We start from the raw sequence: 21,265 nt of genomic DNA on the forward strand, positions 1-21,265 counted from the left end.
GTCAGGGGCGATGATGGGGGTATGGCAAATCCGACAATCCTGACCGTCGATGACGATCCGGCCGTCTCGCGGGCTGTCGCCCGTGACATCCGGCGGCAGTACGGCGAGAGCTACCGCGTCGTCCGCGCCGTGTCGGGCGAGGAGGCCCTGGAGGCCCTGCGGGAGATCAAGCTGCGCGGGGACCAGCTCGCGATCATGCTGGCCGACTACCGGATGCCCCGGATGAACGGGCTGGAGTTCCTTGAGGCCGCGATGGACCTCTTCCCGCTCGCCCGCCGGGTGCTGCTCACGGCGTACGCGGACACCGAGGCCGCGATCGACGCCATCAACGTCGTGGACCTCGACCACTATCTGCTCAAGCCGTGGAGCCCGCCCGAGCAGAACCTCTACCCGGTGATCGACTCGCTCCTGGAGCTGTGGCTGGCCACCCCGGACCCGGTCGCCACCGAGACGCGCGTGGTCGGCCACCGGTGGTCGGCGCCGTCCTTCGCGGTACGGGACTTCCTCGCCCGCAATCTCGTGCCGTTCCGGTGGCTGCTCTCGGACGAGCCGGAGGGCGGCCGGCTACTGACCGCCGCCGGGCTCACTCAGGCGGACGTGCCGATCGTCGTCACCTCCGACGGCAAGACGCTGGTGACCCCCTCCGAGCGGGAGCTGGCCGCGCACGTCGGGCTCAGCACCGTGCCGACCGCCGACTTCTACGACCTGGTCGTCGTCGGCGGCGGCCCCGCCGGGCTCGGCGCGGCCGTCTACGGCGCGTCGGAAGGGCTCCGTACGCTCTTGGTGGAGCAGCAGGCAACCGGCGGGCAGGCCGGGCAGAGCAGCAGGATCGAGAACTATCTGGGCTTCCCCGACGGCGTCTCGGGGCAGCAGCTGACGGAGCGGGCCCGCCGCCAGGCGCTCAAGTTCGGGGCGGAGATCCTCAGCACCCAGCGGGCCGTCGCCCTGGAGGCGGTGGGCTCCGGCCGGGTGCTGCGCCTGGGGGAGGAGAACTCCGTCACCGCGCACACGGTGGTCCTGGCCACCGGGGTCTCCTACCGGCGGCTGGGCGCCGACGGCATCGCGGAGCTGACCGGCACCGGTGTCTTCTACGGTTCCACCGTCACCGAAGCGGCCAACTGCTCCGACGAGGAGGTCTACATCGTCGGCGGCGCCAACTCCGCCGGGCAGGCGGCCGTGTACTTCTCCCGCTACGCCCGCCGCGTCCATGTGCTGATCCGGCAGGGTGATCTGACGCGTTCCATGTCGAGCTATCTGATCGAGCAGCTGGAAGGCATCCCCGCCATCGAGATCCATCCGTGGACCGAGGTAACCTGCGCGGAGGGCGACGGGCATCTGCAGAGCCTGACCCTGCGCGACAGCCGGTCCGGGGAGAGCCGGAACGTCTCGACGTCGTGGCTGTTCGTCTTCATCGGCGCCGAGCCCCACACCGAGTGGCTCGACGGGGCCGTCACCCGTGACGACCGCGGCTTCGTCGTGACCGGGACGGACCTCATGACGAGCGGGCAGCGCCCGGCGGGCTGGCAGCTGCCACGCGACCCCTACCACCTGGAGACGAGCGTTCCTGGCGTCTTCGCCGCCGGCGACGTACGCGCCGCGTCGGTCAAGCGCGTCGCGTCGGCCGTCGGCGAAGGCGCCATGGCCGTCTCCCTGGTGCACCGATACCTGGAGGCACAGTGACCACCCCCTCGGAGGACCGGCTGACACCGGACGAGTTGCGCACACTCTTCCTGTTCGAGGCGCTCAGCCCCGATCAGCTCGACTGGCTGGCCGAGCGCGGCCGGGTGGAGCGACGGGAGGCCGGTGAGGTGGTGTACCGGGAGGGTGAGCCGGCCACCTGCTTCTTCGTCCTGCTCAGCGGCGCGATCTCGCTCCACCGGGTCCTGCACGGCGACGACGTCGAGGTCAACAGGACCGACCAGCGGGGCGTTTACAGCGGCGCCACGCGCGCGTATCTCGGCGACCGGGTCGACCAGAAGTATCCGCACACCATGCGCGCGGTCAGTGACGCGGAGTTCTTCGTGCTGCCGGCCGACGAGTTCGCGTACGCGGTGCGCACCTGGTTCCCGATGGCGCTGCACCTGCTGGAGGGCCTGTTCTTCGGTACGCGCGCGGCCAACGCGATCGTCAACGAGCGGGAGAGGCTGCTGGCCCTTGCGTCGCTGTCGGCCGGTCTCACGCACGAGCTGAACAATCCCGCCGCGGCGGCGCTGCGGGCGACGGCCGGGCTGCGCGAGCGGGTCACCGGCATGCGGCACAAGCTGGCCATGATCGCCGACGGACGGCTCGACGGGGCCGCGCTGCACCGGCTGGTGGGGCTCCAGGACGACGCCGTCCGGCGCGCCGCGGCGGGCGTCAGCATGACGGCGATGGAGACCTCCGACGCGGAGGACACCGTCAGCGACTGGCTGGAGGAGCAGGGGCTCGACCGGGCCTGGGACCTGGCGCCGTCGCTGGTGGCCGCGGGCATCGGGGTGGAGTGGCTGACCGAGGCGGCGTCCACGGTGGGTGCCGAGTACTTCGAGGGGGCGGTGCGCTGGATCACGTACACCATCGACACCGAGCTGATGATGGGCGAGATCGACGACTCCGTGGAGCGGATCTCGGAGCTGGTGGGGGCGGCCCGGCAGTACTCGCAGCTCGACCGCACCCCGCTGCAGATCGTCGACGTGCACGCGCTGCTCGACGCCACGCTGACCATGCTCCAGGCCAAGATCCCGCAGTCGGTGCGGGTGGTCAGGGAGTACGCCGAGGAGCTGCCGTCGATCCCGGCGTACGGGGCGGAGCTGAACCAGGTGTGGACGAATCTCATCGTCAACGCCCTGGACGCGATGCCCGACGGCGGCACGCTGACGGTGCGCACCTGGCGCGAGGACGAGCGGCTGATGGTCGAGATCGCGGACACGGGGGTGGGCATCGCGGATGACGTGCGGCCACGGATCTTCGAGCCGTTCTTCACCACGAAGCAGGTCGGTGAGGGGACGGGGCTGGGCCTGGACATCTCGTACCGCATCGTGGTCAACAAGCACCACGGTGACCTCAAGGTCACCTCGCGGCCGGGGGACACGCGCTTCCAGGTGTGCCTGCCGATCGAGCAGGAGGCCGCCGACTCGGAGGCCGGTGGCTCAGAGGCCCGTGGCTCGCGCTCGGACGGCTGAGGCCGAGGCGGTCAGCCCAGCAGCTGGTGGGTGAAGCACCAGCGCCAGTCCTCGCCGGGCTCCAGGGAGCGCATGACGGGGTCGCCGGTCTGTGTGAAGTGCTCGGTCGCGTGCCGCAGGGGCGAGCTGTCGCAGCATCCGACGTGGCCGCAGCCGAGACAGAGACGCAGATGCACCCAGTCGCGGCGGCCGAGGGCGACGCAGTCGACGCACTCGTCGGTGGACGAGAGGGGCGCCACGTCGGTAGTCGCGTTGGCCAGATCTGTACATGTACCCATGTGGCCAACCGTACTGCGGCGGAGCGCGGGCGGCTCGGTGGAGTCTGCGAAGTCCGGGGACTTCGGATCCGCCGACGGGCAGACTGGCTGCCGTGACGACATTGAGCAAAGGTGCCAATCTCCCGATCACCGTCCCCGCTGTGCGCGCCGTCCTCAGCTGGTCCGCCGGACCCGGCGTCCCGGACGTGGACGCCTCCGCCCTGCTGCTGACGAACTCCGGACAGGTGCGCTCCGACGGCGACTTCGTCTTCTACAACCAGCCGCGCCATCCCTCCGACGCCGTACGCCATCTCGGCAAGCAGCCCGGCGCCGACTCGGTGGAGGTGGACCTGGCCCGGCTGGAGCCGGGTATCGAGCGGGTCGCGCTGTGCGCGTCCGCCGACGGCGGGACGTTCGGGCAGGTGCCCGGCCTGCGGCTGCTGCTGCTGGACGTGGCGTCCGGTGCGGAGCTGGCCCGTTTCGACATGGCGGCGGGTTCGGAGACCGCGTACGTGAGTGGCGAGCTGTACCGGCGGGGCGGCGGGTGGAAGTTCCGGGCGGTCGGGCAGGGGTACGCGAGCGGGCTGGCCGGGCTGGCGACGGACTTCGGCATCACGGTCGACGCGGAGCCGGCGCCGGTGGTCGTGCCGGCGCCGGTGCCCTCTGCCGCCCGACCGCCGGCACCGGCCGTCCCGCCGTCCAGGGGCTCCTCCCCCGGCTCCCCCGGCGGCACGCCGTCCGGTCCCCGCCTCACCAAGGGCGAGGAGCGGCTCCCCGTCGACATGCGCAAGCGTCTCTCGCTGCGCAAGGAGCAGGTCGCGGTCAGCCTGGACAAGCACGGTGTCACCGGTCTCGTCGCGCGCGTCATCCTCGTCCTCGACGCCTCGGGTTCGATGACCGCCCTCTACTCGCGCGGCGTGGTGAAGAACGTCGCCGAGCGGATGGCGGCCGTGGCGGCGCAGCTCGACGACGACGGCGAGATGCAGGCATGGACGTTCGCCACGAATCCGGCCCGGCTGCCCGACCTGCTGATCGGTGAGCTGCCCGAGTGGCTGAGGTTGCATGTGCGGGTGGGGCAGATGAGCCTGTTCGGCCGCAGGAAGCCGCCGAAGGGCCTGGTTCCGGGGCAGATCGACATGCGCGCGGTCGGTTTCCAGAACGAGGAGCAGAAGGTCATCGCGGAGGTGCGTGCGTACGTACGCGAGAATCCCGTGCCCGCGCCGACCCTGGTGCTGTTCTTCTCCGACGGCGGTGTGTACCGGGACGGCGAGATCGAGCGGGAGCTGCGCGCGGCGGTGGAGGAGCCGGTGTTCTGGCAGTTCGTGGGGCTCGGCCGGGCCAACTACGGCGTGCTGCAACGCTTCGACACGATGGCGGGCCGCCGGGTCGACAACGTCGGCTTCTTCGCCGTCGACGACATCGAGAGCGTGTCCGATCCGGAGCTTTACGACCGGCTGCTGTCGGAGTTCCCGTCATGGCTGCGGGACGCGCGGCAGGCGGGGATCCTGCGCTGAGTCCGCACGGGAGCGCATAAACAAACCAGTTTGTTTGACTATCGAGAGTCCACGGAGGTACGTTTCATCACGCGAAAACAAACTAGTTAGTTTCACGGCTGGGAAGGAAGCATCCCCATGAGGAACACCACCGGATGGGCCGCGCACCGGCAGGGCGGGCCGCTGGAGCCCTGGGACTTCACCCGCCGCGACCTGCGCGGCGACGACGTGGCCGTACGGGTGGAGTACTGCGGCGTCTGCGCCACCGACAACGCCACGATCGATCACGGCGGCGAGTTCCCGCTCGTGCCCGGCCACGAGATGGTCGGCGAGATCACCGCGGTCGGCGACGCCGTGACCCGGTTCGCCGTCGGCGACAAGGTCGCGGTGGGCAACATCATCGACTCCTGCGGCGTCTGCCCACCGTGCCTGGCCGGCCGCGAGAACTGGTGCCTGCGGTCCCCCGTCCTGACGTACGGCAGCACCGATCCGAAGGACGGCATGACGACGCGGGGCGGCTTCTCCTCGGAGTACGTACTGCCCGAGAAGTTCACCTACCACCTGCCCGAAGGGCTCGACCCGGCCGGTGCCGCGCCGTTGATGTGCGCGGGCATCACCACGTACGTACCGCTGAAGCGGTGGGGCGCGGCGCCCGGCCGGCGGGTCGGCATCGTCGGGATGGGCGGGCTCGGGCATCTCGCGCTGAAGATCGCGCGTCAACTCGGGGCGGAGGTCGTGCAGTTCACGCGGACACCCGGCAAGGCGGACGAGGCGCGGGCGCTCGGTGCGGACGACGTGGTGCTGTCCACGGACGAGAAGCAGATGGCCGGGCAGACGGGCCGCTTCGATCTGATCCTCGACACGGTCGGCGCCGCGCATTCGCTGGAGCCGTACATGTCCGCGCTCGCCATGGACGGCACGCTGTGCGTGGTGGGCATCCCGCCGGGGGACCTCACGGTCAGCCCCTACAGCCTGATCGTGGGTGCGAAGACTCTGGCGGGCGCGGGGAGCGGCGGGACCGTCGAGACGCGCGAGATGCTCGACTTCTGCGCCGAGCACGGCATCGTCGCCGATGTGGAGATCATGCGCCCCGACCAGGTCAACGAGGCCCTTGACCGGCTGGCCCGCAACGACGTCCGGTACCGCTTCGTCCTGGACATGGCCAAGTGAGCCGACAAACCAGTTGGTTTAGCCTGGAGCCATGAAGACGGGACAGATCACCAGCGCGGGCCAGGCGTCCCGGCGGCGGCTGCTCGACGCGGCGACGGCGGAGTTCGCGACGTACGGCATCGCGGGCGCCCGCGTCGACCGGATCTCCGCCGCCGCGCAGGTCAACAAGGCGCAGCTGTACGCGTACTTCGGGAACAAGGACAAGCTGTTCGACGCGGTGTTCGCGGAGCATCTGGACCTGATCGTCGGGACGGTGCCCGTCACGGGAGACGATCTCCCCGGCTACGCGGTCCGGCTCTACGACACGTATCTCGTCCATCCGGAGCTGGTCCGCCTGGCGACCTGGGCCCGGCTGGAACGCACCCCGACCGGCGACCTGTTCCACTTCATGCCGGGGCACGACACCGAGAAGCTGCGGTCGATCACCGACGCGCAGAAAGCGGGCGCCATCGATCCGGCGATGCCGGCGGCGGATGTGCTCGCCATGGTCACGGCGATGTCGATGACCTGGTCGCCGGCCAGCGTCATGTTCACCGCGAGCAAGGACGAACCGGAGCCCGACCACGACCGCCGCCGCGCGGCACTCACGCTCGCGGTGCGTCGGGCCTTCGCGCCGTGAGCGATCGGGTACGGGACCCGGGGACGCGCGTGGACGGGGCGAGGACCGACGACTGGGTGCGTGTGCCGGTCGGGGACGGTGCGGGGCGGTGGGCCACCCGTGGGCGGAGTCGACCCGTGCTGATCGTGGTGCACAACGTGACGTCGGCGAGCCGGCTGCTGGACGTACTCCCCCTGTTTCACGACGACTTCCGGGTGCAGTTGCTGCTGACGTGCACCGGGTCGTCTCCGTTTCAGGCGGGGGTACGTGATCTGTTCGCCGCGACCGGGCTGCCGGTCCTGCCTTGGGAGCAAGCGCGCGAGACTTCTGTCGATCTCGTGGTCACGGCCAGTTTCGGGGGCCAACTGGACCGATTCACCGGCAGATTGGCCGTCCTGTCGCATGGAATTGGATACACTAAGAGGCTGGCCACACCGGACACCGGACACCGGACACCGGACACCGGACACCGGACACCTCTCGCCTCCGCCGGTCTTCGGGGCGTCGCCGGAGTGGCTGCTCGTGGATGGTGTGCCCGTCGCGGACGCGCTCGTCCTCTCCCACCCCGAACAGCTCGACCGACTGCGGGCCGCGTGCCCCGAGGCCGTCGATACGGCCGTACTGGCCGGAGATCCGTGCTTCGACCGGATACTGGCGGCCAGGCCGTACCGGGAGCGGTTCCGCCGGGCGCTGGGAGTGCGGCGCGGTCAGAAGCTCGTCGTTCTCAACTCCACCTGGAATCCCGACTCGCTCTTCGGCGACAGCGGCGACAGCGATCACGGAGGTGACACGGGTGACGAGGACATCCTGCCGCTCCTGCTGCCCCGCCTGACGGCCGAACTCCCCGCCGACGAGTACCGCCTCGCGGCGATCCTGCACCCCAACATCTGGCACGGCCACGGGCCGGGGCAGATCCGGGCCTGGCTCGACCGCGCCCGACGGGCGGGGCTGACGCTGATCGATCCGCTGGAGGGCTGGCGGCAGGCCCTGATCGCCGCCGACGCGGTGATCGGCGACCACGGCAGCGTCACCTACTACGCGGCGGCGCTGGGGACCCCGGTGCTGCTGGGCGCGGCTCCCCTGTCCGGGCTCGACGAGGAGGCCCCGGTGGCCGACTTCGTACGAACGGCTCCACGCCTCGTCCCGCATGACTCCCCACGCGCCCAGTTGGAGGCGCTGTTCGCGGAGCACCGCCCGATGGCGGGCCCGGCGGAGTTCACCACGTCGATGCCGGGCGAATCGGCGCGACGGCTGCGACGGCTGTTCTACGCGCTGATGAAGCTTCCCGAGCCGGCATCACCGGCGCTGCTGGAGCCGCTGCCGCTGCCGCCGTACGAGCCGCCGACCCGGTCCGTCCCCCTTCGAGTGCTCACGCGGGTGCGGGACCTGGAGACGGGGGAGGTCACGGTGCGCCGCTACGCGGAGCCGTCGTACGAGCCGGTGAGCGACGACGAGGCGCACAGCGCCGTCCCCGAGGACACGCGGGACCTCAGCCGGCTCGACCTCGCCGACGTCGTGCTCCGGCACGGCCCGGCCGACGATCCGCGTCTGGGCCCGCCGGCCACGTGGGCGGCGGAGGTGATGGGCCGTCACCCGCACTGCGCGCTCGCGGCCTATGTGACCGGTCCGGACACCTGCGTGGTCCGGACGCGGAGCGGGGAGTGCCTGACCCTCACCGCCGCCGACACGGGGGACGCCGACCCCGCCGCCTACGCGTCAGCGCTGTACGCCCTCCTCGCCGGAGGCCGTACGGTCGCGGAGACGATCAGGAACGGTCTGATCGCGCGTACGGGATCGGAAACCCATCACGTGTCGGTCCGCCCCGTTCAAGCGTCCAGCTGATCCAGGCAGCTCTGCCGCAGGGAGCGGAGATGGGCGAGATGGTACGAGGCGCCCTCCGCCGCGAGAGCCGTGACCGCCTCGTCGATCAGCGGCAGTGCCCCTGCCGGGTCGCCGCTGTCGATGCCGGTCTCGGCGAGATCGGTGAGTGTGCGGGCCGTGTTGTAGGCCTCACGGGTGTCGCGGAAGTACCGCAGCGCGCCGTTGAGCCGTTCGCGCGCCTCCTCCCGGCGTCCGAGGCCGCGCAGCGCGCGGCCCCGGTGGCGCTCCAGCAGCGCGCGGGCACGAGGCAGGTCCCGCTCGCCCTCGCCGCCGGGTCCGATGGTGTCGTAGATCCGTCCCGCCTCGTCGAAGCACTCGTACGCCTCGTCGTACCGCCACTGCCGCAGGCGCAGCAGGCCGAGCATCTCGACGGCGGAGGCGTGTCCGCGTGCGTGCCCGGCGGCGAGCTCGGCCGCGGCGGAGGCACGCGCGGCGGTAGCGGCCTCGTCGTACCGGGCCAACTCGATGAAAGTGTGGGCCAGTTGGGCATGGAGGGCACCGGCCGCGCGGGTGTCGGGGAAGTGGGCGTCGGCCGTGTCGGCGGCGAGGCGGATGACCGGCAGCAGTTCGTCGTGGTGTCCGGCCTTGAGTTGCAGGGGCCAGAGCGCCTGCCCAAGCCGTACGACGGTGGTGAAGTCGCCGAACTCCTGTGCCGCATGGACCGCTTGGAGCAGATTGCCGCGCTCGGCGACGAGGGCTTCGATGCCTTCGGCGCGGCTCGCGTACGAGATGCGGGCAGGGCCGGTCGGCGGCTGCGGCACGCGCCAGCTCTCGGGCAGCGCGGCGTTCGCGGCACGCACCGCGAGTTCCAGATGGCCCGCGACGGCGCGCGAGACAGCCCCCGCGCATCCGGCGACACGGTCCTCGCGGTGAGCGGTGTCCTCCGCGTGGCGGCGTACGCCCGGACGGTAGAAGTAGCGTCCGCCGTCGGTGAGTTCGAGGAGGTGAACGGCGAGCAGCTGGTCCAGGCGGCGTTCGGCCTCGGCCGCGTCCGTCTCCCCGATCCAGGACGCCGCGACGGGTCCGATCGCGGGCCAGGGCTGCAAGGACATGAGGCGGTACAGGCGTGCCGTGGCCGGGTCCAGCGACCGGTAGGCGTCCTCGGCCGCTGTACGGACGGGCTCCGGGGCGGCATCGGACGGGCCCTGCGCGGGGGCCACCGGAGCAGCGGCCTCGTCGGTGAGCCGCAGTGCGGCGGCCCGCAGCGCGAAGGGGGATCCCCCGCAACGGGCCAGCACGGCGGGCAGTGCCGCACGGGCGCGGCTGACCTCCTCCTTGCCCGTGATCGCGGTGAGCAGCCGCACCGCGTCCCGTTTCGCCAGGGGCCCCACGGGAACGCGGACGGCGTCCAGGCCGGGCAGCACGTTCGCCGCGACCACCAGGACGAACACGCCGGGCGCGGACGTGAGCAACGGCCGTACCTGCGCGGCCGAATAGGCATGGTCGAGCACCATCAGCAGCCGCCGGTCGGCCACCAGCCTCCGGAGAAGGCCGACCCGGTCCTCCGCCGTCGGCGGTACCTCCTCCTCGGGCACGCCCAGCTTCCGCAGGACCGCGCGCAGCGCCGTACTCCCGTCGAGCGCGGTACCGGCCGAGAAGCCGCGCAGGTCGACATGGACGTGCCCGTCGGGAAACCACTTCGCGGCCCTCTTGCCTCCCCAGTGCACCGCGAGCGCGCTCGTCCCCATGCCGGGGGCGCCGTGCACCAGAGCTATGCGTGGCCGGCCGTCGGCGGCACGGGACGCCTCCCGGTCGAGCGTCTTCATCGCGTCGTCCCGGTCGGTGAAGAACCTTACGGACGGCGGCGGTTCGGGCCGGGCCGCCGCCACCGACGTACCGGCCCCGGACAGCGGCACGCTGCGCGCGAAGGCGTTCCAGGCACGCGCGAGCGCCTGATCGCGGTGCACACCGTCGTACACGATCCGCGCCACCGCGGCGACCTCGTCGGGATTGGCGGGCGCCGTCACCTCGCGTCCGGCGATCCGGCGGACCAGACCACCCGCCGTCTCCAGGCCCCTCTTCCCGACCTCGTTCGCCATCCCCGCCCCGACCGCGCCCAGGACAGCTGTCACAGCCGCCAGAGAAATGGGATCCAGCACGTCTTCCCCCGTCGCAGAGTCGCCGACACCGATCGCGTCCGTCCTCGCCTGCCACGATATCGGTGCGACGCCCGGCTCGCCGGGACCTCGCCGCGTCCCAAACCACCAGGCGGGCGGCGGAGTTGGCGGTGCTCAGCCGGTCTGCCGGGCCTGGAGCCGTTTGCGTTCGGGGTTGTAGTGCCACCACGGGCGGGCGGGGCGCCCTCGGCCTGGTCGACGGCGGACATCACGGTGTCGAGCAGGCACGGGTCGTGCCGGTGGGAGGCGGGGCGGCAGCCGCGACTTCCACGGCGCCGGGAGGCCGGGCCTGCTAACTTCTACAGTGCTGTAGAAATAAGAGTGCCCCGGCCCGCCCCGGCCGGGGCAACCAAGCGACATACGGAGATGGCGAAATGGCACTGTGGGATCGCCTCAAGGAGTCCGCGTCGACGATGCAGACCCAGCTCAACGCCAAGAAGAACGACCTCAAGAGCGGGTCGTTCCGGGACGCGAGCATGGCGATGTGCGCCCTGGTCGCCGCCGCCGACGGGACGGTGGACGCCACCGAGCGCCGACGCGTGGCACAGCTGATCGCGACCAACGACGTACTCCAGAACTTCGCGGCCGACGACCTCCAGCGGCGTTTCGACGACTACCTCAACAAGCTCGCCGCCGACTTCGACTTCGGCAAGGTCAGCGTGCTCCAGGAGGTCGCCAAGGCCAAGAAGAAGCCCGCGGAGGCGCGTGCCGTCATCCAGATCGGCATCGTCATCGGCGGCGCCGACGGGGACTTCGACAAGACCGAGCAGGCCGTGGTCCGCGAGGCGTGCTACACGCTGGACCTCCCGCCGGCCGAGTTCGACCTCTGACGGGAACCCCCGTCTGGAACCTGTCGCATTTCCCACCCGTTGTAGATATTGATCAGTCCGTACCACCGAGCACCAGGAGCACTTCGTGGGAGTTTCCCTCTCCAAAGGCGGCAACGTTTCACTCAGCAAGGAGGCCCCCGGCCTGACCGCCGTGCTCGTCGGCCTCGGCTGGGACGCCCGCAGCACCACCGGCGCCGACTTCGACCTCGACGCCAGCGCACTGCTGGTCAACGCGGCCGGCAAGGTCCCGTCCGACCAGCACTTCATCTTCTACAACAACCTCAAGAGCCCGGACGGTTCGGTCGAGCACACCGGCGACAACCTCACGGGTGAGGGCGAGGGTGACGACGAGTCGCTGAAGGTCAACCTCGCGGGTGTGCCCGCCGATGTCGACAAGATCGTCTTCCCGGTCTCGATCCACGAGGCCGAGTCCCGCGGGCAGAGCTTCGGCCAGGTCCGTAACGCGTTCATCCGCGTGGTGAACCAGGACGGCGGCGCCGAGCTGGCGCGCTACGACCTCACCGAGGACGCGTCGACGGAGACCGCGATGGTCTTCGGCGAGCTGTACCGCAACGGCGCGGAGTGGAAGTTCCGCGCGGTGGGCCAGGGTTACGCCTCCGGCCTCTCCGGTATCGCCACCGACTTCGGCGTCGGCGTCTGAGCCACGCGCGGCCGAGTGTGAGAACCGCACAGCGGCGGCGCCGGAGGATTCCTCCTCCGGCGCCGCCGTCTTTCGCGCCACGAAGACCGACCCGGGCCCGCCGGGCGTCAGTGATGTGGCCCGGAGCCGGGGCCTCCCTGTCCCCCACCAGCGATCAGGCGTTCGAGGCGGTCGAAGCGGGCGTGCAGCGCCCGCAGTTCCTGATCGGCGTCCGCCCTGCCGCGCGCCTCGGCCCGTTCGACGGCCTGCGTCACCTGGCGGGCGCGGCGTGCGGCGCCGGCGACGAACCAGGTGGCCAGGGACGCGGTGACGATGCTGAACACGGAGATCCCGGCCAGCATGACGATTCCCGCGATGACGCGTCCGGCCGCGGTGACCGGATACAGGTCTCCGTACCCGACGGTCGTGGCCGTTTCGACCGACCACCACAGGGCGAGCGGGAACGAGGTGATGGTCGCGTGGGGCGCCGACTCCTCGCACGGGACGATGATCCAGGAGCCGAGCAGCAGCACCACGACGACTCCCACGGCCGCCCACATGGACGCCTTCACATGCAGCCGCCGCCACCGCTCGCTCCCCAGCAGCTTGCGGAGCAGATACACAGGTGAATACGGAGGCATGGAGCGAAACTAACCGTGGACGCGGCGGCCGAACGGCAGGACACGGCTCCCCGTGCGGGTAACCGGGCGGCTCGTGGCAAGGCCTAGCGGCACCGGGCGCGTACTGGCCGGTAGAGAGCTATGCGGGGCAGGGGACGTGCCTCTACCTTCGGGGCACCGTTCCGAGCCCGCCCGTCCCCGCCCGTGCCCAGGAGGTCCCATGCCACCCCCCACCCCCCGCCGCTCCAGAAGCAGGCTCGCCGTCCTGGCGCTCGTCGCGGCCCTGGGCGCGGCCTCGTTCACGGCGCCTCCCCCGGCGGTCGCCGCCAACGGGGCGGCCGGTGACGGGGACTATCTCGTCGGGCGCGGCATCGCCGACGTCACGGGCGAGGCCGCCGAGACCGGGATGATGGGCTATTCGAGCTTCGACCAGAAGACGTCCGGCATCCACCAGCGGCAGCGGTCCCGCGCGTTCGTCGTCGCCGACCCGTCGAACGGCAAGCGCGTGGCGTACGTCAACGCCGACCTGGCGATGATCTTCCAGTCCGTACGGCAGGGCGTCCTCTCACGCCTCAAGGAGCGCTACGGCAGCCTGTACGGCGAGGAGAACGTACTGCTGTCCGCCACCCACACCCATTCGGGGCCGGGCGGCTACTCGCACGATGTCGCGTACAACCTCTCCGTACTCGGCTTCCAGAGCGCCACCTACCGGGCCGTCGTCGACGGCATAGTCGAGTCCGTCGCCAAGGCCCACGACGATCTGCGGCCCGGCACCATCAGTCTGGGCACCGGCACCCTGAACAACGCCAGTGTCAACCGCTCCCGGACCGCGTTCGACCGCAATCCGGCGGCCGACCGGGCGGCCTTCCCCGGCGGCATCGACCCAGCCATGACCGTGCTGCGGTTCCGGCAGGGCGCCAAGGAGGCGGGCGCGATCAGCTGGTTCGCCACCCACAACACCTCGATCACCAACAAGAACACGCTCATCAGCCCCGACAACAAGGGCTACGCCTCCTACTCCTGGGAACACGACCTGGAGGGTGTGCGCTATCTCGACGACACACCGGGGTTCGTCGCCGCCTTCCCCAACACCAACGCCGGCGACATGTCCCCCAACCTCAATCTGAAGCCCGGATCCGGCCCGACCGAGGACGAGTTCGAGAACACGCGCGTCATCGGTGAACGCCAGCTCGACAAGGCCCGCGAGATCTACCAGGGCGCCAGGCCCGTCAGCGGCGGCGTCGACTCCCGCCTCACTTACGTCGACATGGAGAACGTGACGGTGAACGGGGCGTACACCCCCGACGGGCAGGAGCACCGCACCTGCCCCGCCGTCGTGGGCGCGTCCACGCTCGCGGGCAGCGTCGAGGACGGCCCGGCGATCCCCGGCTTCGAGGAGGGCATGCGCACCCCGGTCGCCTCCATCATCGAGGCGCTCCAGATCGACACCCCGGCGTGGCTCGCGACCTGCCAGTACCCGAAGGCGAGTCTGGTCCCCACGGGTCTGCTGAGCAACGTCCACCCGGTCACCCCGAAGATCCTGCCGTTGCAGATCATGAAGATCGGCGAGCTGTATCTCGTCGCCGGACCGGGCGAGTTCACCATCACCGCCGGGCTCCGGGTCCGCCGCACCGTGGCGGAGCAGCTCGGCGTCCCGCTCGACCGGGTGCTGCTCCAGGGGTACGCCAACTCCTACAGCCAGTACGTGACGACGCCGGAGGAGTACGACAGCCAGCAGTACGAGGGCGGCTCCACCCTCTACGGCCGCTACACGCTGCCCGCCTACCAGCAGGAGTACGCACGGGTCGCGGCGTCCCTGCGCGAAGGCACCGCGCTGGACATGGGCACGGCGCCGCCGGACGAGTCGGGCCGCCAGTTCAACTTCCAGACCGGTGTCGTCTACGACAACCCGCCGCCCGGCAGCGCGTTCGGCGCCGTACTGACCCCGCCGGACCCCTCGTACACCCGCGGCCGGACCGCGACGGTGGAGTTCGCCACCGGACACCCGAAGAACAACCTCCGCCGGGGTGGCACCTTCCTGGAGGTGCAGCGGCTGGTCGACGGGGCGTGGGTGCGGGTGCTGGACGACGGCGACTGGCAGACCCGGTACCGATGGACGCGCCTGAACGGTCTCACCGGCACCTCGAAGGCCACGATCACCTGGGACATCGGGCCCGGCACCGCACCCGGCACCTACCGGGTCGTGCACCACGGCGACACGAAGAACCTCTTCGGAAAGATCACGCCGTTCACGGGAACGTCCCCCACGTTCACGGTGAGTTGAGGACCCACGGGTGAGCCGGCCGCACCCGGCCGGCTCACCCCCGTATCCGTTCTGCGTACGTGTCCCTACGGCCGCCCCTCCTGCTCCGGCGCGTCCCCGAAGTCCGGGACCGGGAGCCGTTCCCCGCCCTTCAGCGCCGACGCGTGCGCGACGATCCCCGGCAGGGTGTAGCGCGCCGCGACCCACGCGTTGACCGGCGGCAGTGTGCCCGTACTGACGGCGGTCACGAAGTCGTCCGCGAGGAAGTGGTGGCTTCCCTCATGGCCGTTGGACACGTTGCTGAACTCCACCGGGAGCCGCGACCGGTCGTGCACCGGGGCCGAACCAGAGGTGAAGGCGTCCCGCAGCGCGGGTGCGACATGCTGGAGCGAGGGGTCGTCGGGGGCAAGCGTGGGCTTCGGCCGGAGGTGGTCCGTGACGTCCCGCACCCCCTCCTTGTCCTGCCACACGCTGACCGTGGCGAGTTGCTCCAGACTCCCCTCCGTACCGAAGAACCGGAAGCGCGACTCCCGGATGTGCGACGGGTAGCCCACACGCCGGAACTCGTTGATACGGAACGAGCCGCCGCCCGCGACCTCGAACAGTGCCGTGGCGTTGGAGAAGTCGTTGTCGAACTGGCTGACGTCCTTGTCGAAGACCCCGTCCCCCCGCTCGTCCCGCACCCCGATCGCGGAGACGCTCACCGCGTGCGTCCGCCAGGCGCCGAGCACGCCGCCCACCGAGTGGGTCGGGTAGAGAAGGGGCGGATAGCTCGCGGTCGACTTCCAGCCCTCGCCGCCGCTGTACCGGTACGCGTCGTAGAAGCCCAGGTCCATGTCATGGACGTAGTCGCCCTCGGCGTGGAAGATCCGGCCGAACGCGCCGTCCGCGACCTGGTTACGGGCATACACGGTGGCCGGGTTGTACTGGCTGGTCTCGCCCATCATGTACGTCAGGCCGGTCTCCCGTACGGCCTCGATGACGGCGGCTATCTCCTCCTCGGAGACGGCCATCGGCACCGCGGAGTACACATGCTTCCCGGCGCGCAGCGCCCGGACGACGAGCGGGCCGTGCGTCCAGCGCTGGGTGAAGATCGCGACCGCGTCGACGTCCGAGTCGAGCACGGCGTCGAAGGACGGCAGGGTGCCGGCGAGTGCGTACTCGGAGACCAGCTTCTCGGCCCGCTCGGGGAGCAGGTCGGTCGCGAAGATGTCGCCGACGCCGGGGTGGAGGCGCCAGAGCTTCGCGAACTGCCCTGCGAACTGGCCGGCGCCGACAATGCCGAGGGAGAAGGACATGAAACACCTTTCACGGTTGCTGTTCTGGACTGCGGGTTCGGGGCGGTGGCTCAACCGTCCTGCGAGAGGATGAGGTTGATCTGCCGATTGGTTGTGGTGAGACTGCCCACCGGAGCGCCGTTGGCGTACACGTTCTGCATGGCGGGGCGCATGAGGCCGGCGACGTCGGCCGCGTAATTGGTGATCGGGAACGAGAACGTCGTCCCGTCCGCGACCGGCCGGGTGAAGGCCGTGACGTTGATGCCCTCCTTGCGGTAGGCGGCGATCGCCGCGTCCGTACCCGCCTTGGTGGCCGGAAAGACGCCACCCTGCTGGCCGATCACCGTCTGACAGGCGTCGGAGGCGAGATACGCCACCCACTTCTGCGCGGCCGGCTTCTGCGCGCCGCGCTTCGTGACGGAGTCGGCGAGGCCGTTCCGCATGGTGGCGCGCTTGCCGGAAGGACCGATGGGCGTCAGTGCGGTGCGTGCCTCGATGCCCTTGAAGCCGTGGATGGTCCTGGTCATCCAGGAGCCGTGCAGCGCGATCGCGGCCTTGCCCGAACTGAGCTGGACATCGGACTGGTTGGACTGGGAGTAGACCTCGTACGGGGCGAGGTAGCCCTTCTTCGCGAGGCCGAAGTACCAGTCGATCGTGGACTGGAACGCCTTCTCGTCGTAGTTGTAGCGCGTTCCCCACGCCTTCTTGTCGGTGTAGCTCCACCCCGCCGAGCCGGCGAAGGCGCTCCACTGCGTCTGGCCGTCGCCCTCGCCCGCGTCGTTGCTGGCCAGCCCGTACGTCCTGACGCTGTTCTTGTCGAAGCCGGGCTCGTCGCCGCGCCGGCCCTTGGTGTCGACGGTGAGGTGGGCGACGGTCTTCTCGAAGGAGCCGCCGTCGGCCGGGTTCCAATCGAGGGTGTTGAGGGTCTCGGCGGAGATGCCCGCGGCGTCGGTCTTCTTCTTGTCGTAGAACATCGCGATGGTGTCCCAGTCCTTGGGCGCGCCGTAGCGACGGCCGTCCTGGCCGACCCAGGAGGCGGCGAGGCCGGGCTGGTAGTCGGAGTCCTCGATGCCCTTGGTGGCGGGCAGTTCATCGAGCGGGGCGAGCACGTCCAGGTCGATGAATTGCGCGAACTTGGTGATGTGGTCGGTGAAGACGTCCGGCTCGGTGCCCGCGATCATGCTGGCGGTGAGCTTGGTCCAGTAGTCGTCCCAGCCGATCTGGGAGATGTCGACCCTGACGCCCGGGTTCTCCTTCCCGAACCCCTTGGCGCACGCCTGGTATCCGGGCAACTGGTTGGAGTCCCAGAGCCAGTACGAGACCGTGTCGCGCGAGGCGGTGGAGGACGAGGAGTCCTGCGAGGCGCACCCGGCTGCGAGGAGCGAGAGGGACACGGCGGCGACGAGGGCGGCCGACCGACGGGATGGCCGAGGGGGTGTCCGACGGGATGTCCGACCGGAGAGTGCGTGAGAGCCGCGCATGACACCAACCTTTCTCCGTGAACTGGTCACTTGGTCCCGCCTCACCTGAGCCCGCCTCACTTGAGCCCGCTGAAGCCGATGGAGTTGACGATCCGCCGCGCGAAGAAGCCGAAGAGCACCAGCATCGGCAGGGCGGCGACCAGCGTCGCGGCCATCAGCCCGGCCCAGTCCGTACCCGTCTGCGGGGTCTGCGACCGGAAGATCGACAGGGCCACGGTCAGCACGCGCGAGCTGTCGCTGTACGAGACCATCAGCGGCCAGAAGTAGTCGTTCCACGCCGTGATGTACGTGAGGACGCCCAAGGTGGCCATCGGTGCGGACGCCATGGGCAGGGCGAGCCGGAAGAAGATCCGCACCTTGCCCGCGCCGTCCAGCAGCGCGGCCTCCTCCAGCTCACGGGGCAGGTTCATGAAGAACTGCCGCAGGAAGAACACTGCGAACGGCGTCATGAACATCGTCGGCAAGGCGATCCCCAACAGGGTGTCCACCAGGCCGAGTTCCTTGACCAGGACGAAGTTCGGCAGGAGCGTGAAGATGGACGGCACCATCAGCCCGGCCAGGAAGAGCCCGAAGACCCGGTCCCTGCCGCGCCAGCGCAGCCGGGCGAAGGCGTACGCGGCCATGGCGGAGAACGTCAGCTGACAGACCGTCACGAGTGCTGCCACGGCGGTGGAGTTGAGCAGATAGCGCCAGAAGTTCAGGGAGCCGCCGGAACCGCCCTGCGCCAGCGCCTCCTCCGTGCTCTGCAATCCGAGGACCCGCTCGAATCCGCCCCAGCCGAAGTCCACGGGGAGGGGGTTGGCCGGATCGGTGGTGAGCGCGGAGTTCGAGGAGAGGGCGGTTCGCGCGATCCAGTAGAAGGGCAGGAGGGTGATGAGCACGACCGCGATCATCACCGCCCAGGCCGCGATCCGGCCGGGCGAGGGCCTGCGGCGTACCGACTTCGCGGACAGGGGTGTGGGGGCGGGGGCAGGGACGTCGGTGGGTGCGGGCGTCATGACGGCCACGGCACAACTCCTTCGTACGGGGCCGGGGTTGGGGGCGGGGGCGGCGCCGGTGCCGGGCGCATCAGCCGAGGTCCGTCTCGCCGGCACGGGTGACCCGGTACTGGATGATCGTGATCACACTCAGGAGGGCCAGCAGCGCCACGGACATGGCGGACGCGTAGCCGAACTGGAACCGCCCGAACGCCGAGTCGTAGATGTAGAGCTGGAGCACATTGCTGGCGTTGGCGGGGCCGCCGGGGCCCGTCGTGGCCACCGCCACGGTGTCGAAGACCTGGAACGACCCGATGACCGTCATGATCAGGACGACCGCGAGGACGGGCCGCAGCAGCGGCAGCGAGATCCGCCAGAACATCCGCAGCTCACCGGCGCCGTCCACCCGCGCGGCCTCGTACACATCGCCCGGAATGGCCTGGAGCCCGGCGAAGAGCAGCAGCGCCGTATAGCCGACGTGCCGCCATACGTTGATCATCGCGACGCTCGGGATGACCCATTCCTTGCTGGCGAGGAAGGCGATGTGGTCGAAGCCGAACGCCCCGAGGATCTCGTTGCCGATGCCGATCTGGGTGTCGAGGATCCAGAGGAAGACGACGCCCGCGACGACGTTGGAGACCAGGTACGGAGTGAGGACGACGGAGCGCAGGAGGGAGGAGTTGGTCAGCCGCTGCATGAGGACGGCGATACACAGGGCGGCGGCCGTCTGGACACCGATGTTGATGAAGACGTACTCGACGGTGACGCGCAAGGACCCCCAGAAGATGGGGTCGTCGATCATCCGGCGGTAGTTGTCCAGGCCCACCCACTCGGGCGGGGTGAGCAGGTTGTAGCGGGTGAAGCTCAGTTGGATGCCGCGCAGGGTGGGCCAGAGCAGGAAGACCAGGAAGCCGAGCAGGGCGGGGGCGATGAAGAGCGCCGCGAGGCGCCCGTCCCCGTGTCCGCCGCCGTCGGTGTCTCCGCCCTGGCCGGTGGTCCTCGTGCGCGCGGTCTTCGGTATCGCGTTGCCACCGGCTGCCGCGGGGCCGGATGGCGCGCCGTGTGAGGCGACAGTCATCAGAGACTCCCTTGTCCATGACTCGTCCTCGGGTGGGAGTTACTTTTGCTCTGAAAGAATTGCCGCGTCAAGGGGTGTGCAGAGACGTCCTCCCGCGCCGCAAGTCTTGACAAGTGAGACCCCAATTCCTTCTGCGGTAAAATAAAAGAAGAAGCTGGTCTCCTGGCTACGATGAGCGCGGAGCACCGTCATGGACTCCACCGGGAGCGCCTGGAACAGGGGGAACACGGCATGCTTGCGGCCAGTTGGGCACCACTGAGCCCCGCCGAGCGCGCGGTGGCGATCGAGGTGCTGACGCACGGACCGGTGTCGCGCAGCGAGATCGCCAGGAAGCTGAGCCTGTCGGCGGGCAGCCTCACCCGGCTCACCAAGCCGCTGATCGAGTCGGGCCTGCTGGTGGAGGACCCGCCCCCGGCCGCTCCCGCATCCGCGTCCGCCGCCCCGTCCGCCGCCCCGGCGACCCGGCAGGGCCGTCCCTCCCAGCCGCTGGACGTCGTCGCGGACTCCCGCTTCTTCGCCGGATTCAAGATCACCGAGGACACGGTCTACGGCGTGGTGACCAACCTCCGGAGCGATGTCGTCGCCACCCGCGCCCTTCCTCTCCGTACCCACGAGCCAGTGGACGTGGCCGATCTCCTGCACGCGATGACCACGGACTTCGCCGCGGAGTTCCCACGTCTCGCCGGTATCGGCGTGGGGATAGGCGGCCATGTCATCGGCCCCGCGCGCGCGGTCACGTCCTCCTTCCTCGGCTGGGACGGCGCACCCTTCGCCGACCTCCTCGAACAGCGCACGGACCTGCCCGTCGTCGTCGAGAACGACGTGGCCGCGCTGGTCGAGTCGGAGGCGTGGTTCGGCGCAGGCCGCGGCCTCGACCGCTTCGCGGTCCTCACCATCGGCGCCGGAATCGGTTACGGCCTGGTCATCGGCGGCCAGTTGGTCCGCTCGGGCGACGACGGCCGGGGCATCGGCCGCCGCTGGATCGTCAACCCCCAGGGGCCCCTCACCCCGGACGGCGACCGCGGCAGCGCCGTCTCGCTTCTCTCCATCCCGAGCATCCGCTATCAGGTCGCGGCGGCCACCGGCCGGAACCACACGTACGACGAGATCCTCACCCTCGCCGCCGCGGGCGACCCCATGGCGGCCCGCGTGATCGACGAGGCGGCGCGCGCGCTCGGCACGGTGGTGGCGCAGATCGCCAACTTCGCCATGCCGCAGAAGATCCTCCTCGCCGGGGAGGGTGTGGGCCTGGTGGAGGTGGCGACCCCAGCGATCAACGAGGCGATCGCCGCCAACCGCCACCCACTCGCGGAACCGGTCGCGCTGGAGACCAAGATCTCCGACTTCAACGACTGGGCCCGGGGCGCGGCGGTCCTCGCGATCCAGATCCTGGTCCTGGGCCGGCCGAAGACGGCGCGGTAGCGG

The 21,265-nt window shown here is 70.3% G+C and carries 17 protein-coding genes; 10 read left to right on the forward strand and 7 right to left on the reverse strand.

Features of this window, described 5'->3' with window-relative positions; translation table 11 throughout:
* Positions 1-21 precede the first annotated feature (21 nt).
* Positions 22-1,680, forward strand: coding sequence for an FAD-dependent oxidoreductase (locus ACIBLA_RS09610; RefSeq protein ID WP_399198287.1), 1,659 nt, complete (start codon positions 22-24; stop codon positions 1,678-1,680).
* Positions 1,677-3,158 carry an ATP-binding protein gene (locus ACIBLA_RS09615; RefSeq protein ID WP_363241454.1) on the forward strand — a complete coding sequence of 494 codons (1,482 nt, stop codon included), beginning with the start codon at positions 1,677-1,679 and terminating at the stop codon, positions 3,156-3,158. The genes ACIBLA_RS09610 and ACIBLA_RS09615 overlap by 4 nt, the downstream gene beginning before the upstream one ends.
* Before the next feature lie 11 nt (positions 3,159-3,169).
* Here ACIBLA_RS09615 and ACIBLA_RS09620 read toward each other — a convergent pair whose 3' ends face one another.
* Positions 3,170-3,436: a UBP-type zinc finger domain-containing protein gene (locus tag ACIBLA_RS09620; protein WP_363241453.1), complete on the reverse strand. Its 267-nt coding sequence runs from the start codon at positions 3,434-3,436 to the stop codon at positions 3,170-3,172.
* A gap of 92 nt (positions 3,437-3,528) precedes the next feature.
* On the opposite strand from ACIBLA_RS09620, the gene ACIBLA_RS09625 reads away from it, so the two are divergent.
* The 4 genes from ACIBLA_RS09625 to ACIBLA_RS09640 all read left to right on the forward strand — a co-directional run bounded on the left by ACIBLA_RS09625 (position 3,529) and on the right by ACIBLA_RS09640 (position 8,518).
* Complete coding sequence (locus ACIBLA_RS09625) at positions 3,529-4,929, forward strand: VWA domain-containing protein (RefSeq protein WP_399198288.1); 1,401 nt, start codon at positions 3,529-3,531, stop codon at positions 4,927-4,929.
* Between the two features lie 117 nt (positions 4,930-5,046).
* Positions 5,047-6,078, forward strand: a complete 1,032-nt coding sequence (locus tag ACIBLA_RS09630; protein WP_399198289.1) for an NAD(P)-dependent alcohol dehydrogenase — start codon at positions 5,047-5,049, stop codon at positions 6,076-6,078.
* 31 nt (positions 6,079-6,109) lie between these two features.
* On the forward strand, positions 6,110-6,697 hold the full coding sequence (locus tag ACIBLA_RS09635) for a TetR family transcriptional regulator (protein WP_363241450.1): 588 nt from the start codon (positions 6,110-6,112) through the stop codon (positions 6,695-6,697).
* A gap of 501 nt (positions 6,698-7,198) precedes the next feature.
* Positions 7,199-8,518, forward strand: coding sequence for a hypothetical protein (locus tag ACIBLA_RS09640; RefSeq protein WP_399198290.1), 1,320 nt, complete (start codon positions 7,199-7,201; stop codon positions 8,516-8,518).
* Here ACIBLA_RS09640 and ACIBLA_RS09645 read toward each other — a convergent pair.
* Positions 8,503-10,629: a tetratricopeptide repeat protein gene (locus tag ACIBLA_RS09645; protein ID WP_399198291.1), complete on the reverse strand. Its 2,127-nt coding sequence runs from the start codon at positions 10,627-10,629 to the stop codon at positions 8,503-8,505. The two genes, ACIBLA_RS09640 and ACIBLA_RS09645, sit on opposite strands and share 16 nt — an antisense overlap.
* 419 nt (positions 10,630-11,048) lie before the next feature.
* Between ACIBLA_RS09645 and ACIBLA_RS09650 the strand changes: the two genes are divergently transcribed.
* Together ACIBLA_RS09650 and ACIBLA_RS09655 are read left to right on the forward strand one after the other, a co-directional pair.
* Positions 11,049-11,504, forward strand: coding sequence for a TerB family tellurite resistance protein (locus ACIBLA_RS09650; RefSeq protein WP_363241448.1), 456 nt, complete (start codon positions 11,049-11,051; stop codon positions 11,502-11,504).
* Positions 11,505-11,589: 85 nt separating this feature from the next.
* Positions 11,590-12,165, forward strand: coding sequence for a TerD family protein (locus ACIBLA_RS09655; RefSeq protein ID WP_399198292.1), 576 nt, complete (start codon positions 11,590-11,592; stop codon positions 12,163-12,165).
* A 107-nt stretch (positions 12,166-12,272) separates the two neighbouring features.
* Here the strand turns inward: ACIBLA_RS09655 and ACIBLA_RS09660 are convergent, their stop codons facing one another.
* Positions 12,273-12,785: a potassium channel family protein gene (locus tag ACIBLA_RS09660; protein ID WP_399198293.1), complete on the reverse strand. Its 513-nt coding sequence runs from the start codon at positions 12,783-12,785 to the stop codon at positions 12,273-12,275.
* 199 nt (positions 12,786-12,984) lie between these two features.
* Here ACIBLA_RS09660 and ACIBLA_RS09665 point away from each other — a divergent pair, with 199 nt between their 5' ends.
* A complete protein-coding gene (locus ACIBLA_RS09665) occupies positions 12,985-15,048 on the forward strand; it encodes a neutral/alkaline ceramidase (protein WP_399198294.1) in 2,064 nt (687 codons plus the stop codon).
* Positions 15,049-15,113: 65 nt separating this feature from the next.
* Here the strand turns inward: ACIBLA_RS09665 and ACIBLA_RS09670 are convergent, their stop codons facing one another.
* The 4 genes from ACIBLA_RS09670 to ACIBLA_RS09685 form a co-directional block, all read right to left on the reverse strand.
* Positions 15,114-16,325 (reverse strand): Gfo/Idh/MocA family oxidoreductase, encoded by a 1,212-nt coding sequence (locus ACIBLA_RS09670; RefSeq protein ID WP_363241444.1) that lies wholly within the window; start codon positions 16,323-16,325, stop codon positions 15,114-15,116.
* 50 nt (positions 16,326-16,375) lie between these two features.
* Positions 16,376-17,785: an ABC transporter substrate-binding protein gene (locus tag ACIBLA_RS09675; protein ID WP_399198295.1), complete on the reverse strand. Its 1,410-nt coding sequence runs from the start codon at positions 17,783-17,785 to the stop codon at positions 16,376-16,378.
* A gap of 56 nt (positions 17,786-17,841) precedes the next feature.
* Entirely contained in the window at positions 17,842-18,783 is a 942-nt protein-coding gene (locus ACIBLA_RS09680) for a carbohydrate ABC transporter permease (RefSeq protein WP_399198363.1), read from the reverse strand.
* A 70-nt stretch (positions 18,784-18,853) separates the two neighbouring features.
* Complete coding sequence (locus ACIBLA_RS09685; RefSeq protein WP_399198296.1) at positions 18,854-19,840, reverse strand: carbohydrate ABC transporter permease; 987 nt, start codon at positions 19,838-19,840, stop codon at positions 18,854-18,856.
* Between the two features lie 231 nt (positions 19,841-20,071).
* Between ACIBLA_RS09685 and ACIBLA_RS09690 the strand changes: the two genes are divergently transcribed.
* Positions 20,072-21,262 (forward strand): ROK family protein, encoded by a 1,191-nt coding sequence (locus ACIBLA_RS09690; protein WP_399198364.1) that lies wholly within the window; start codon positions 20,072-20,074, stop codon positions 21,260-21,262.
* The last annotated feature ends 3 nt before the right edge of the window (positions 21,263-21,265 follow it).

The sequence above is a fragment of the Streptomyces sp. NPDC050433 genome, assembly GCF_044458565.1.
GTDB lineage: Bacteria > Actinomycetota > Actinomycetes > Streptomycetales > Streptomycetaceae > Streptomyces.

What these genes read in the sequence shown, in the direction of transcription:
- ACIBLA_RS09610 (WP_399198287.1), top strand. Translation starts at nt 22, where the DNA reads ATGGCAAATCCGACAATCCTGACCGTCGATGACGATCCGGCCGTCTCG.
- ACIBLA_RS09620 (WP_363241453.1), bottom strand. Translation starts at nt 3,436, where the DNA reads ATGGGTACATGTACAGATCTGGCCAACGCGACTACCGACGTGGCGCCC.
- ACIBLA_RS09630 (WP_399198289.1), top strand. Translation starts at nt 5,047, where the DNA reads ATGAGGAACACCACCGGATGGGCCGCGCACCGGCAGGGCGGGCCGCTG.
- ACIBLA_RS09635 (WP_363241450.1), top strand. Translation starts at nt 6,110, where the DNA reads ATGAAGACGGGACAGATCACCAGCGCGGGCCAGGCGTCCCGGCGGCGG.
- ACIBLA_RS09650 (WP_363241448.1), top strand. Translation starts at nt 11,049, where the DNA reads ATGGCACTGTGGGATCGCCTCAAGGAGTCCGCGTCGACGATGCAGACC.
- ACIBLA_RS09660 (WP_399198293.1), bottom strand. Translation starts at nt 12,785, where the DNA reads ATGCCTCCGTATTCACCTGTGTATCTGCTCCGCAAGCTGCTGGGGAGC.
- ACIBLA_RS09665 (WP_399198294.1), top strand. Translation starts at nt 12,985, where the DNA reads ATGCCACCCCCCACCCCCCGCCGCTCCAGAAGCAGGCTCGCCGTCCTG.
- ACIBLA_RS09670 (WP_363241444.1), bottom strand. Translation starts at nt 16,325, where the DNA reads ATGTCCTTCTCCCTCGGCATTGTCGGCGCCGGCCAGTTCGCAGGGCAG.
- ACIBLA_RS09675 (WP_399198295.1), bottom strand. Translation starts at nt 17,785, where the DNA reads ATGCGCGGCTCTCACGCACTCTCCGGTCGGACATCCCGTCGGACACCC.
- ACIBLA_RS09680 (WP_399198363.1), bottom strand. Translation starts at nt 18,783, where the DNA reads ATGACGCCCGCACCCACCGACGTCCCTGCCCCCGCCCCCACACCCCTG.
- ACIBLA_RS09685 (WP_399198296.1), bottom strand. Translation starts at nt 19,840, where the DNA reads ATGACTGTCGCCTCACACGGCGCGCCATCCGGCCCCGCGGCAGCCGGT.
- ACIBLA_RS09690 (WP_399198364.1), top strand. Translation starts at nt 20,072, where the DNA reads ATGCTTGCGGCCAGTTGGGCACCACTGAGCCCCGCCGAGCGCGCGGTG.